The sequence below is a fragment of the Siculibacillus lacustris genome (assembly GCF_004328075.1).
Classification (GTDB): domain Bacteria; phylum Pseudomonadota; class Alphaproteobacteria; order Rhizobiales; family Ancalomicrobiaceae; genus Siculibacillus; species Siculibacillus lacustris.
This window is the reverse complement of sequence record NZ_SJFN01000021.1, coordinates 47,314-60,377: the sequence shown is the minus strand read 5'-3', so window position 1 is coordinate 60,377 and position 13,064 is coordinate 47,314. Positions and strand designations below refer to the sequence as shown.

The window sequence follows — 13,064 nt, the reverse complement described above, 5'->3', positions numbered from 1 at the left end:
CATGGCCGGGCTTCGTGGCGGAACTCGGGAGCCGAGCCCCGCCATCGCTCAGTCGGCCTCCCCGACCAGGATGTCGCGCTTGCCGGCGTGATTGGCGGCGCCGACCAGCCCCTCCTTCTCCATCCGCTCGATCAGCGAGGCGGCGCGGTTGTAGCCGATCTGCAGCCGCCGCTGGATGTAGGAGGTCGAGGCCTTCTTGTCGCGCAGCACCAGGGCCACCGCCTTGTCGTAGAGATCGGCGGCATCCTCCAGCCCGCCGGCATCGCCGTCGCCGGCGACCTCCTCCTCTTCCGCGGTGATCGCCTCGAGATAGGCCGGCGCGCCCTGACGCTTCAGATGCGCCACCACCTTCTCGACCTCCTCGTCGGAGATGAACGGCCCGTGGACGCGCTGGATCCGGCCGCCGCCGGCCATGAACAGCATGTCGCCCTGGCCGAGCAGCTGCTCGGCGCCCTGCTCGCCGAGGATGGTGCGGCTGTCGATCTTCGAGGTCACCTGGAAGGAGATGCGGGTCGGGAAGTTGGCCTTGATGGTGCCGGTGATGACGTCGACCGACGGCCGCTGAGTGGCCATCACGATGTGGATGCCGGCGGCCCGCGCCATCTGCGCCAGCCGCTGGATCGCCCCTTCGATCTCCTTGCCGGCGACCATCATCAGGTCGGCCATCTCGTCGACGACGACGACGATGTAGGGCAAGGGCTCCAGCGCCAGTTCTTCCTGCTCGAAGATCGGCTCGCCGGTGTGGCGGTGGAAGCCGGTCTGGACCTCGCGGGTCAGCACCTCGCCGCGGGCGTTGGCTTCCGCCACCCGGGCGTTGAAGCCGTCGATGTTGCGCACCCCGAGCTTGGACATCTTGCGATAGCGGTCCTCCATCTCGCGGACCGTCCACTTCAGCGCCACCACCGCCTTCTTCGGGTCGGTGACCACCGGGGTCAGCAGATGGGGAATGTTGTCGTAGACCGACAGTTCCAGCATCTTCGGATCGATCATGATCAGCTTGCACTGCTGCGGCGTCAGCCGGTAGAGCAGCGACACGATCATGGTGTTGATCGCCACCGACTTGCCCGAACCGGTGGTGCCGGCGACCAGCAGATGCGGCATCCGCGCCAGATCGGCGATCACCGATTCGCCGCCGATCGTCTTGCCGAGACAGAAGGCCAGCCGCGCCTTGGTCTGATCGAAGTCGCGGCTCGACAGCAGCTCGCGCAGGAACACCGTCTCGCGCCGCTGATTGGGCAGCTCGATGCCGATCACGTTGCGCCCCGGCACCACCGCGACGCGGGCCGACACCGCGCTCATCGAGCGGGCGATGTCGTCGGCGAGCCCGATCACCCGCGACGACTTCACCCCCGGCGCCGGTTCGAGTTCGTAGAGCGTCACCACCGGCCCGGGCCGGACGTGGTTGACCTCGCCCTTGATGCCGAAGTCGTCGAGCACACCCTCCAGCATGCCGGCGTTGGATTCGAGCACGTCCTCGGAGAGCTCCTTGTCGGGTCCGAGGCGCTTCGGTTCGGTCAGCAGCGACAGCGCCGGGAACTGGTAACCGCGGGCGTCGAGGTGGTCGTCGCGCATGCCGACGTCGCGCGCGCCGGGCTTGCCCGGCAGCGGCGGCTTGGCCGCCGGGGTCACGGCGATGCGCCGGCCGTCGGAGGCGTCCGCGCCGGCGTCGACCGGCGCGCCGCGGGTCACCTGGGCGGTGCGCGGCGCGGTCGCGGCTTGCGGCGGCGGGCTCCAGTCGTCCTCGTCCTCGTCGTCGAAGGGCAGTTCGCTCTGCAGCGGCGCCGTCCGCGCCGGTTCGGGCGCGGCGACCCGCGTCGGGGCCGGTCGCGACTCCGGCCGCGGCGGGGTGAAGCCCGGCTCGACCCGGCCGACCGGGGCCCGCGAGCGCAGACCGACCGACGGCGGCAGCGCCTCCTCGTCGTCCCAAGCCTCCTCGCGTCGTCCGAACCGCGCCAGCATCCGCCGCAGCGACGGTCCGTGGCCGCGCGCGTCGAGGGTGTTGGGACGCCGTCCGAAGATCCGCAAGACGTTGGCGCGGGCCACCAGGAAGCCGTGGTGCAGCATCGCGAAGGGCATGAAGCCGCCGCGATCCTCGTCGGGGCCGCCGAAGTCGTCGTCGTCCCAGGCCGAATCCGCTTCGATCCGGCGCGGTCCCCACCAGCCGAGGCAGCGCGGGAAGGCGTGGATGGCGAAGCCCCCGAAGGCGAGGCCGGCGATCACCCGCACGCCGTCGCCGTCGCCGAGCAGCTTCACCGGCAGCCGCAGCAGCATGTCGCCGATCACCCCGCCGAGGCCGATCGGCAGAGGCCAGCCGCCGGCCAACGGCAAGGTCGCCAGCATCCCGCTGGTCGCCAGCCCGCCGAGCACCCACCAGGTCGCGAAGCGCCGATCGAAACCACCGGCCCCGGCGGCGATCAGGCGCCAGCCGATCACCAGGAGCGGCGGCAGCAGCAGCGGCGCCGACAGGCCGACGACCTGCATCGCCAGATCGGCGAGGATCGCGCCGACCGAGCCGAGGGCGTTGTGGGCCGGCTGGGTGGTGGCGTTGGACAGGCTCGGATCGGTCGCCGACCAGGTCGCCAGCGCCGCCCCCACCGCCGCCACCGCGGCCATCGTCGCGAGCCCCGCGAAACCGCGCAGGTTTCGGGCGAGGACCTGACGGACGTCCGCCTCCGGAGAGTAGGCGGGAGATGCCGAGCGTGCCGAACGCATGAGGGCGCCCTCCGTTTCAGTCGGCCTCAGCCGAGGGTTTCGACGATGCGACCGAGGGCCTCTTCGGTCGCCGCGAGGCTTTCGACCATCGCCACACGCAGGTAGGCTTCGCCGGGATTGCCGGCCCCGCCGCCGCACAGGTAGCTGCCCGGGACGGTGCGCACCCCCGCCTCGACCCACAACCGCATCGCTGCCGTCTCGCCGCCGCCCGAGCCCGAGACGTCGAGCCACAGGAAGAAGCCGCCCGGCGGCGTGCGATGGCCCCAGCGCGTGCCGATGATCCGCTCGGCCGCGGCATATTTCAGATCGTAGAGCCGACGGTTTTCGATCACGTGGGCTTCGTCGGCGAGGGCCGCCACCGCCACCGCCTGGATCGGCCCCGGCACCTGCGGCGCCGCCATGTTGCGGAACCCCGCCCAGGCCGCGAGAAACGCCGCGTCGCCGGCGGCGAAACCGCAGCGCAGACCCGGCAGATTGGAGCGCTTGGACAGCGAATTGAACGCGACGATGCCGTCGAAGCCCTCCGGCGTCTCCAGCGCCACCGACAACACCCCGTCGGGGACCATCCCGTCGCGATGGATCTCCGAATAGCATTCGTCGGCGAACACCAGGAAATCGTGGCGACGCGCCGTGTCGATCACCTCGCGCCAGTCGGCACGGCTCGCCACCGACCCTTGCGGATTGGCCGGCGAGGCATAGTAGATCGCCACCGCCCGATCGAGCAGATCGCGATCGATCTTGGTCAGGTCGGGCAGGAAGCCGGTCTCCGGCCCCGCCTCGATCAGCACCGCCTCGCAGCCGGCCGCCGCGGCGCCCGCCGCATAGGCCTGATAGAACGGATTGGGCAGCAGCAGGGTCGGCCGGGCGATGCCGCGCTTGCGCGTCCGCCGGGCCTCCAGCGCCGCGAAGAACAGGCCCTCGCGCGAGCCGTTGAGCGGCAGCACCTGGGTCTCCGGATCGATCCGCCCGTTGAGCCCGAATCGCCGATCGAGCCAACCGGCCACCGCGCCGCGGAACTCCGGGGTGCCCTTGATCGGCGGATAGCGCCCGAACCCGGCGGTCTCGGCGGCGAGAATCGGCGCCACGAAGCCCGGTACCGGGTGGCGCGGCTCGCCGACCGTCAGGTTGATCGGCGACCGCCCGGGCGCGTGCGGCGCCAGGAGATCGGCCAACTTCTGGAACGGCGAGGCGAAGATCGCCGGCGATTCGGCAGCGGGCGAGGACGTCGGGGCGGGGCTCATGGGGGTCCGATCGATGGGTTCGTCGGCCCCGAGCCTAGTCGGCGCTGGTTAAGGCGCTGTTAACCAAGGGCGCCCGATCGCCGTGGTTCGCGCGGCCGGCATCGCGGCGGGAACGCCCGGCGGCGGCCGGGGACCGCGGGACGAGAAAAAACCCCGGGCGGCTGAGCCGTCCGGGGTCGGGAGTTGGTCGGTCTCGGGGACCGGCAGGAGGAGAAGATCAGTTGTAGCCGCGTTCGCCGTGGGTCGAGATGTCGAGACCCTCGCGCTCGGCCTGCTCGCTGACGCGGATGCCGAAGATCGCCTTGATGATCAGCAGCGCCACGAGAGAGACCACGCCGGAGACCACCACCGAGGTGCCGACCGCCCAGAGCTGGGAGGTGACCTGGTCGCCGAGGACGTAGGGCACCATGCCGGAGGTCGCGTCGACCGCCGCATAGTTGGTGACGCCCACGCCGCCGAGACCCGGGTTGACGAACACGCCGGTCAGGATCGCACCGACGATGCCGCCGACGCCGTGCACGCCGAAAACGTCCAGGCTGTCGTCGTACTTGAACATGCCCTTGAGCCAGGTGACGGCCCAGAAGCAGATCACGCCGGCGGCGACGCCGATGACGATCGAGCCCATCGGACCGGCGAAGCCGGAAGCCGGGGTGACCGCCACCAGACCGGCGACCGCACCCGAGATGGCACCCAGCGCCGAGGCATGACCACGGGCCAGCCACTCCACGAAGGTCCAGGCCAGGGCCGCGGCGGCGGTGGCGACGATCGTGTTGAGGAAGGCGAGACCGGTCAGGCCGTTGGCTTCGAGGTTGGAGCCGGCGTTGAAGCCGAACCAGCCCACCCACAGCAGACAGGCGCCGATGACGCTGAGCGGCAGGTTGTGCGGCGCCATGTTGTCCTTGCCGAGACCGACGCGCGGTCCGAGCACGATGGCGGCGACGAGACCCGCGATGCCGGCGTTGATGTGGACGACGGTGCCGCCGGCGAAGTCGATCGCGCCCTTGGCATAGAGGAAGCCACCGGTCGCGGTGACCGCGTCGGAGAAGTCCGACAGGACCTTGGCGACGGCTTCCTTGTTCTCGCCGGCTGCGGTGAGCGCGGCCAGGAACTTCTGGGCACTCTCTTCACCCAGCGCACCCTTGATGGCGTCGAGGTTGGAGGCGGCCAGAGTGAAGGCGTCCGGGCCGGCCCAGAACCACACCATGTGGGCGATCGGCAGGTAGGAGAAGGTGAACCAGATCGTCAGGAACAGCAGCACCGCGCCGAACTTCATGCGCTCGGCGAAGGCGCCGACGATCAGCGCCGGGGTGATGGCGGCGAAGGTCAGCTGGAAGATGACGTAGACGATCTCGGGAATGACCACGCCCTTGGAGAAGGTCGCGGCATTGGCGAAGCTCATGCCGGCCACCGGATCGGCGGTCAGGACGCCCTTCAGGAACAGCTTGTCGAAGCCGCCGATGAAGGGATTGAGCGCGCTCGAGGCGTTGCCGGAGAAGGCCAGCGAATAGCCGTAGACCACCCACAGGAGGGCGATCAACGAGAAGCCGGCGAACACCTGCATCAGCACCGACAGGACGTTCTTCGACCGGACGAGACCCGCATAGAACAGCGCCAGACCGGGGATCGTCATCATGATGACGAGCGCGGTCGAGATCAGCATCCAGGAGGTGTCACCCTTGTTGGGCGTCGGCGCATCGGCGAAGGCCGAAGCAGCGGAGAGGGCCACGAGACCCGCCGCCAGCGAGGCGGTGCGAGCGCCCCGCGCGATGGAGAGGTTGAGGTTCATTGTCTTGGTCACTCCCACGGGGTGTCTCAGAGCGCTTCCGAATCGGTCTCGCCGGTGCGGATACGAACCGCCTGGTCGATGCCGTAGACGAAGATCTTGCCGTCGCCGATCTGACCGGTCTTGGCGGCGGAGGAAATCGCCTGCACGACCTTGTCGACCTGATCGGAATTGACCGCGATCTCGATCTTGATCTTCGGCAGGAAGCTGACGGCATATTCGGTGCCGCGGTAGATCTCGGTGTGTCCCTTCTGCCGGCCGTAGCCCTTGACCTCGGTCACGGTCAGACCCTGGACGCCGATCGCCGTGAGGGCATCGCGCACCTCGTCCAGCTTGAACGGCTTGATGATGGCCATCACGAATTTCATGTGGTGGTTCCCGTTTCCCTACGCCCGGTGGAGCGGGCCCTGAAGACTGACTGGTGACGGTGGGCTCGAGATCCGACCGGCGCCGGACCTCTTGTAATCAAGCTTCGTGCCAACTGCCCGAAAACCCCGTCAAACCCTTGTAAACCATCCCATCCGACGCCTGCCGCGGCGCGCTTCGGGCGTGTATTCCGACTGTCTTGCCGCATCCTGAGGCAGATCCCTCCGGCCTTTGGCCGATTCATCGGGATTCTCCCCTAGGGGTCGCTCGAGAAATAGGCAGCTGCTCACCATCGAGTCGCGATCGGCGGAGGTGACCGAGGGCTCAGGCCGGATCCGGCCGCGCCGACCGGCGCCGAATCAGGCCTTCCTGCGCCGTCGAAGCGACCAGCTCGCCGCTCGCCGTATGGATCGCGCCGCGGCAGAAGCCGCGCCCGCCCCCCGAGATCGGGCTGTCCTGGGTGTAGAGCAGCCAGTCGTCGACCCGGAGCGGGCGATGGAACCACATGGCGTGGTCGAGGCTGGCCAGTTGCAGCGTCGGATCGAACACCGAGCGGCCGTGGGCGAACAGCGCCGTGTCGAGCAGCGTCATGTCCGAGGCATAGGCCAGCACCGCGGCGTGGATCGCCGGATCGTCGGGCAGCGGCCCGGTGCTGCGCATCCACACCTGCTGGAAGGGATCGAGCCGGCGGCGCGAGAAATAGTGTTCGAGGTCGACCGGGCGCAGTTCGATCGGCCGCTCGTGCTCGAAATAGGCGCGCACGCCGGCCGGCGCCTCGGCCAGGAACTGCTGCTTCAGCGTCGCCTCGTCGGCGAGCGTCCCCGGCAGCGGCGCCGTCGGGCCGGCCACCTGATGGGCGAGGCTCTCCTCCGGGCGGTGGAACGAGGCCTCCATCGAGAAGATCGCCGCGCCGTGCTGGATCGCTTCGACATGGCGGGTGGTGAAGCTGCCGCCGTCGCGAATCCGCTCGACCCGGTAGACGATCGGCACCTTGGGGTCGCCCGGCCGCACGAAATAGCCGTGCAGCGAATGCACCGGCCGATCGGCGCCGACCGTGCGGGTCGCCGCCACCAGCGCCTGGCCGATCACCTGTCCGCCGAACACCCGCTGCCAGCCGGACTGCGGACTGCGACCTCGAAACAGATCGCGTTCGAGCGGCTCGAGATCGAGGATCTCGAGCAGAGCGGCGACGGCAGCGGACATCGAGGGCCTCGTGACAACGTTGGGGGGAGGAAGTTGCCGATTAGGTGTTCATCCTTACGCTCGAACGTCAACTTGGTCGATCGGATCGGTCATGGCTTTCCCCGCGCCATGCTGGTTGAATGGCGCGACGCGCCGACCGGCGCTGCGACACGTCGTCGCCCCGACCGAGGAGGACCACCCCATGACCGACCATTACGACGTCGTCGTCGCCGGTGGCGGCTATGTCGGCGCGTCGTTGGCCTTGGCCCTGAAGCGCGCCGATCCGCGTCTCACCGTGGCGGTGGTCGATCCGACCCCGCCCGGCGGCGGCGCCGACACCCGCGCCTCGGCGATCGCCGCCGCCGCCCGCCGCCTGCTCGAGCGCCTCGGCGTGTGGGCCGAGATCGCCCCCCACGCCCAGCCGATCGTCGACATGATCGTCACCGATTCGCGGCTCGGCGACGCCGTGCGGCCGGTGTTCCTGACCTTCGACGGCACCCTCGACACCGGCGAGCCCTTCGCCCACATGGTCCCCAACGGGGTGATGGTCGCCGCCCTGCTCGCCGCCGCCGGCGCCGCCGGAGTCGACCTGCGCCTGCCCGAACGGGTCGTCGGCTTCGAGACCTGCCCGGCCGCCACCACCGTCCGCCTCGGCGGCGGCGCCGTGCTCACCACCGGCCTGCTGGTCGCCGCCGACGGCGTCCGCTCGCGCCTGCGCGATCTCGCCGGCATCCGCGCTCTGCGCTGGGACTATGGCCAGTCCGGCATCGTCGCGACGATCGGCCACGAACGCCCCCACGGCGGCCGCGCCGAAGAACATTTCCTGCCCGCCGGCCCCTTCGCGGTGCTGCCGCTGGCCGACGACGCCGAGGGCCACCACCGCTCCTCGCTGGTGTGGACCGAACGCAGCGACGCCGCCGACCGACTGGTCGCCGGCGATTCCTTCACCTTCGGGCTCGAACTCGAGCGCCGCTTCGGCCGCCATCTCGGACCGATCGCCGCGCTGACCCGGCCGCGCGCCTTCCCGCTCGGCCTGACGCTCGCCCGCGACTTCGTGCGGCCGCGCTTCGCGCTGGTCGGCGACGCCGCCCACGGCATCCACCCGATCGCCGGCCAGGGCCTGAACATCGGCTTCCGCGACGTCGCGGCGCTGGCCGAAGTGGTGGTCGAGGCCCGTCGCCTCGGCCTCGACCCCGGCGGGCTCGACGTGCTCGCCCGCTACGAGCGCTGGCGGCGGTTCGACGCGGTCGAGATGGGCATCGTCACCGACGTGCTGAATCGCCTGTTCTCCAACGACCTCGGACCGATCCGGGTGGCGCGCGACATCGGCCTCGGTCTGGTCGACCGCCTCGGCGGGCTCAAGCGCCGCTTCATCCGCGAGGCCGCCGGCATCGGCGGCGCCACCCCCCGCCTGCTGCGCGGCGAAGCGATCTGAGGCGGCGATGAACGGCAGTTGAAGGGCGGGTTCGGATCCGGTTCAGTCGGGATCGGCGAAGATCGCTCCATCGACCGGCGATCGAGGTCCCTTCCGGACCGACGCCGCGGTCGACGGGTCTCGCATCGGAGCCGCCGCCATGACCTTCCGCATCCGCAGCCTCGCCCTCGGCCTCGCCGCCGCCGTCCTCGGCGCCGGCCTGCTCGCCGCGGTTCCCGCCCTGGCCTCCGAAGACGGCGGCAACGACGACTGGCAGCCCCGCCATTACGCACCCCGCTACGACCGGGGCGCCGACGGCCGCTCCGCCGGCGGTTGGGGCGACCGCTCCGAAGACGGCTGGAACAACCGGTGGGGACCCCGCGGCGACTGGGGCGGTCACCACGGATTCCGCGACCGCCGCTGCTGGACCGAAGAGCGCCACGTCCGCATCGACACGCCCTGGGGGCCGCGCTGGCGCCTCGGCGAAGTCCGCAACTGCCGCTGATCCCGGGTCGATGAACCGCGGATGAACGTCGATCTCACGGTCGGTTCACGCTTCGAGATGCAGAATGGAAATATCGGAAGTCGACGTCGCCGACCCAACGGGGCGCGATCGCGAGATCGGAGGATACGAACATGAGGAAGTCCATGCTCTCGGCCGCCGCCGCGGTCCTTCTCGCCGTCGTCGGCACCGCCCTCCTCGCCGCCCCGGCCTCCGCCCAACCCTACTGGCGCCATCATCACCACCACTATGGTTGGGGCGGCCCGATGGTCGGCTCCGGCCTGTGGCTCTATGCGCCGCGCCCGCGCTGCTGGACGGAGGTGCGCACGGTGCGTGTCCACACCCGCCACGGCTGGGTGCTGCGCGACCGCGCCGTTCGCTACTGCCGCTGATCCCCCGGCGACGGTCCGTTCGGACCGCCGTCACCCCCTCCGTTCTTCCGGTCGACGCCCGGTCGCAACGGCGCGATGATGATGCGTCGACGCACGTAGCGGCCGCAGGGCCGCGTCAGACGAGAACAACAGAAGACATCGGGAGACCCGACATGGTCCGCAGCAGACTCCTGACCGCCCTGGCCCTGGTGGCCGGCTTCGTCGCCCTCGACGCCGCCAGCCCCGCCGCCGCCCAGCCGTGGGGCTGGGGTCCGCCGCCGCGCCATCACCGCTGGGACGGCCCGCCGCCGCGCCGCTGCTGGATGGAAGAGCGCCGCGTCCGCGTCGACACCCCCTGGGGTCCGCGCTGGCGGATCCGCGAAGTCCGCGTCTGCCGCTGACCACACCCCGCACGAGATTCGACGCCGGCCCTCACGGGCCGGCGTTCGTGTGTCCACGTGCCGGACTCAGGAGCGGCCGGGCGTACGGGCCAGCGCCTTGACGATCTCCGGGCCGAGCACCGCGGCGATCGAGCCGGCCGACAACGGGCCGATGAACTTGTAGGTCACGGTCCCGTCGGCGGCGACCACATAGGTCTCGGGCACCCCGTAGACCCCCCAGTCGATGCCGGTCCGCCCCGATTCGTCGAGCCCGATCGCCGCATAAGGGTTGCCGAGCCCGGCGAGATAGCGCCGCGCATTGTCCGGCTTGTCCTTATAGGCGATGCCGACCAGCCGCACCCGCGGATCGCGCGCCAGCAGATCGAGCGCGCCGTGCTCGACCCGGCATTCGGCACACCACGACGCCCAGTAGTTGACGATCGTCACCCGTCCCGGACCGGGGGCGAGGAGATCGGCCGAGGTCAGGCCCGGCAGCGCCGCGCCGTCGCGAGTGATCCCCGGCAGCGCCGGCAGGGCCAGCGTCGGCGCCGGCCGATCGATCAGCATCGACGGCAGGCGGTTGGGATCGCCCCCCGTCTCCAGCCGCCACAGGAAGAATCCGGCGAGCGCCACGAAGATCACCAAGGGCAACAGCGCCAGCGACGGCCCGCGCCGAATCGGCGCCTCCGTCGCGGCCGGGCCGTCCGTCTCGATCCCGCTCATCGCCCCTCGCCTCCCGCCGCAACGTCCGAACGCCGGCGGATGCCGCGCGCCTCGAGCTCGGCCAACTGCCGGCGTTGGGCGCGGCCGTCGAGGCCGACCCACAGAAAAAGCCCGGCGATCACCACGACGGCGAAGCCATAGGCGGCGACGATGAATCCGGCGTGGGTCCCGAGCATGGTCACTCCGCCCTCGAGGCTTCGATCATCCGCATGGCGCGGATCCGCCGGCGCAGGATCTCGTTGCGCATGGCCATCAGGTGCACCGTCACGAACAGGCCGGTGAAGGCCCCGGCCATCACCAGGAGCGGCACCAGCATCGCCGGGTCGATGGTCGACCCGCCCATCCGGAACACCGAGGCCGGTTGATGCAGGGTGTTCCACCATTCGACCGAAAATTTGATGATCGGGATGTTGACCACCCCGACCAGGGTCAAGACCGCCCCGGCGCGCGCCGCGCGCACCGGGTCCTCGATCGTCTCGGTCAGGGCGATCAGCCCGAGATACATGATGAACAGCACCAGCACCGAGGTCAGGCGGGCGTCCCACACCCACCAGGTGCCCCACATCGGCTTGCCCCACAGCGATCCGGTGGCCAGCGCCAGGAAGGTGAAGGCCGCACCGATCGGCGCCGCGCACTTGGCCGAGACGTCGGCGAGCGGGTGGCGCCACACCAGGGTGCCGAGCGCCGATCCGGCCATGGTCATGTAGCAGAACATCGACAGCCACGCGCAGGGCACGTGGACATACATGATCTTGACCGTCTCGCCCTGCTGGTAGTCGGCCGGCGCCACCGCGAACACCAGCCACAGGCCGATCGCGAAGGTCACCGCCGTCGCCCCGGCGATCCACGGCAGCAGCCGGGCGACGAGACCCAGGAAGCGGGTCGGATTGGCATAGTCGATCAGACGCATCGTCTCGTCCCGCAGGCTCTTCGATCGTCGCGGCCGGCCACCCCGCGTGGTCGATCCCGCCTCGCTCCGCCGGCCCTGGCCCCAGACTTCTAGAGGGCGGGCGACGGCGCATCAATGCCGTCTCCCTCGGCCTTTCGCCTTGCGCGGGATCAAGTCGCCGTGACGGCTCAGTCGCCGGCGAAGCGCAGGGCCGCCGCCCCCGCCACCGGCCCGAGCACCGCCGCGAACAGGCCGAGCGCCGACAGGATCAGAAACGGGGTGAGGAACGGCACCGGCTCGCTCACCGCCGCCGTCGCCGCCGAGACGCCGAAGATCATCACCGGCACGGTCAGGGGCAGCACCAGGATGGCCAGCAGCAGGCCGCCGCGCCGCAGCGACACGGTCAGCGCCGCGCCGATCGCTCCGATGAAGGTCAGGGCCGGCGTGCCGACCAAGAGCGTCGTGGTGGTCGCCGCGATCGCCGTCGGCTCCATGTTGAGGAACACCGCGAACAGCGGCGACACCACCACCAAGGGCAAGCCGGTCGCGGTCCAATGGGCCAGGCACTTGACCAACACCACCAGTTCGAGCGGCGTCTCGCCGGCGACGATCAGATCGAGGCAGCCGTCGTCGCGATCGGCCTGGAACAGCCGGTCGAGCGACAGGAGCGTGGCGAGCAGCGCGCCGATCCACAGGATCGCCGGGCCGATCCGGGCGAGCAGCGCCAGATCCGGCCCGACCCCGAAGGGCACCACGGTGACCACGATCAGGAAGAACAGCGAGCCCATCAGCGCGCCGCCGCCGACCCGGGTGGCGAGTTTCAGTTCGCGCACGAACAGGGCGAGGAGCGCCGTCATGCCGCCCGCTCCCCGTTGCCCGGAGCGAGCGCCAGATTCTCGGACGCCGGCAGCGCCAGGGGCAGATGGGTCGCCGCCATCACCACGCCCCCGGCCGCCAGATGCCCGGCGACGATCTCGGTCAGCCGTGCCTCCGCCGCCGCATCGAGCGCCGCCGTCGGCTCGTCGAGCAGCCACACCGGTCGCGCCGTGACCAGGAGGCGCGCGAAGGCCAGCCGCCGCCGCTGCCCCGCCGAAAGATAGGCTGCCGGCAGGCCGGCGAGCCGCCCGAGCCCGACCCGATCGAGCGCCGCATCGACCGCCAGCGCCGGCACGCCGCCGAAATCCCGCCAGAAGGCGAGATTCTCGGCGACCGTCAGCGGCCCCTTGAGCGCATCCTGATGGCCGAAATAGTGACACTGCTGGCCGATCGTCAGCTCCGGATCGCCACCGGTCAGCGCCAACCGTCCGCCGACCGGCCGGAGCAGGCCGGCGACCAGCCGGAGCAGGGTCGACTTGCCCGAGCCGTTGGCACCGGTGACGATCAGCGCGGTGCCGGCCCGCGCCGTGAAGGACAATCCGTCGAGCACCCGCCGTCCGCCGCGATCGAGCGTCAGCCTCTCCCCGGTCAGGCGTTCCACGGCGGCCGTCGTCACGTCGCTCTC

At 70.7% G+C, this 13,064-nt stretch carries 14 protein-coding genes; 4 read left to right on the top strand and 10 right to left on the bottom strand.

What is annotated here, in order from left to right:
- Window positions 1–48: 48 nt before the first annotated feature.
- The 5 genes from EYW49_RS14440 to tesB all read right to left on the bottom strand — a co-directional run bounded on the left by EYW49_RS14440 (window position 49) and on the right by tesB (window position 7,305).
- Entirely contained in the window at window positions 49–2,712 is a 2,664-nt protein-coding gene (locus EYW49_RS14440) for an FtsK/SpoIIIE family DNA translocase (protein WP_131310294.1), read from the bottom strand.
- 26 nt (window positions 2,713–2,738) lie between these two features.
- Window positions 2,739–3,953 (bottom strand): aminotransferase class I/II-fold pyridoxal phosphate-dependent enzyme, encoded by a 1,215-nt coding sequence (locus EYW49_RS14435; protein ID WP_131310293.1) that lies wholly within the window; start codon window positions 3,951–3,953, stop codon window positions 2,739–2,741.
- Window positions 3,954–4,170: 217 nt separating this feature from the next.
- Window positions 4,171–5,739 (bottom strand): ammonium transporter, encoded by a 1,569-nt coding sequence (locus EYW49_RS14430; protein ID WP_131310324.1) that lies wholly within the window; start codon window positions 5,737–5,739, stop codon window positions 4,171–4,173.
- A 26-nt stretch (window positions 5,740–5,765) separates the two neighbouring features.
- On the bottom strand, window positions 5,766–6,104 hold the full coding sequence (locus EYW49_RS14425; RefSeq protein WP_131310292.1) for a P-II family nitrogen regulator: 339 nt from the start codon (window positions 6,102–6,104) through the stop codon (window positions 5,766–5,768).
- Between the two features lie 322 nt (window positions 6,105–6,426).
- A complete protein-coding gene (tesB, locus tag EYW49_RS14420; protein ID WP_131310291.1) occupies window positions 6,427–7,305 on the bottom strand; it encodes an acyl-CoA thioesterase II in 879 nt (292 codons plus the stop codon).
- A 181-nt stretch (window positions 7,306–7,486) separates the two neighbouring features.
- On the opposite strand from tesB, the gene EYW49_RS14415 reads away from it, so the two are divergent.
- The 4 genes from EYW49_RS14415 to EYW49_RS14400 all read left to right on the top strand — a co-directional run bounded on the left by EYW49_RS14415 (window position 7,487) and on the right by EYW49_RS14400 (window position 9,972).
- Window positions 7,487–8,719, top strand: a complete 1,233-nt coding sequence (locus EYW49_RS14415; RefSeq protein WP_131310290.1) for a ubiquinone biosynthesis hydroxylase — start codon at window positions 7,487–7,489, stop codon at window positions 8,717–8,719.
- Window positions 8,720–8,858: 139 nt separating this feature from the next.
- The gene (locus tag EYW49_RS14410; protein ID WP_131310289.1) at window positions 8,859–9,203 is read left to right on the top strand and encodes a hypothetical protein; all 345 of its coding nucleotides are present in this window, start codon (window positions 8,859–8,861) and stop codon (window positions 9,201–9,203) included.
- Between the two features lie 131 nt (window positions 9,204–9,334).
- Window positions 9,335–9,592, top strand: coding sequence for a hypothetical protein (locus EYW49_RS14405; RefSeq protein WP_131310288.1), 258 nt, complete (start codon window positions 9,335–9,337; stop codon window positions 9,590–9,592).
- Between the two features lie 152 nt (window positions 9,593–9,744).
- A complete protein-coding gene (locus EYW49_RS14400; protein ID WP_131310287.1) occupies window positions 9,745–9,972 on the top strand; it encodes a hypothetical protein in 228 nt (75 codons plus the stop codon).
- A 66-nt stretch (window positions 9,973–10,038) separates the two neighbouring features.
- Here EYW49_RS14400 and EYW49_RS14395 read toward each other — a convergent pair whose 3' ends face one another.
- From EYW49_RS14395 to ccmA, 5 genes are all read right to left on the bottom strand, one after another.
- Window positions 10,039–10,674, bottom strand: a complete 636-nt coding sequence (locus EYW49_RS14395) for a DsbE family thiol:disulfide interchange protein (RefSeq protein WP_131310286.1) — start codon at window positions 10,672–10,674, stop codon at window positions 10,039–10,041.
- Window positions 10,671–10,850, bottom strand: a complete 180-nt coding sequence (gene ccmD / locus EYW49_RS14390; protein ID WP_131310323.1) for a heme exporter protein CcmD — start codon at window positions 10,848–10,850, stop codon at window positions 10,671–10,673. The genes EYW49_RS14395 and ccmD overlap by 4 nt, the downstream gene beginning before the upstream one ends.
- 2 nt (window positions 10,851–10,852) lie before the next feature.
- A complete protein-coding gene (locus EYW49_RS14385) occupies window positions 10,853–11,584 on the bottom strand; it encodes a heme ABC transporter permease (RefSeq protein WP_131310285.1) in 732 nt (243 codons plus the stop codon).
- A gap of 167 nt (window positions 11,585–11,751) precedes the next feature.
- Complete coding sequence (ccmB, locus tag EYW49_RS14380; RefSeq protein ID WP_131310284.1) at window positions 11,752–12,420, bottom strand: heme exporter protein CcmB; 669 nt, start codon at window positions 12,418–12,420, stop codon at window positions 11,752–11,754.
- Entirely contained in the window at window positions 12,417–13,055 is a 639-nt protein-coding gene (gene ccmA, locus EYW49_RS14375) for a heme ABC exporter ATP-binding protein CcmA (RefSeq protein WP_228259615.1), read from the bottom strand. Before ccmA ends, ccmB begins: the two co-directional genes overlap by 4 nt.
- Between the last annotated feature and the right edge of the window lie 9 nt (window positions 13,056–13,064).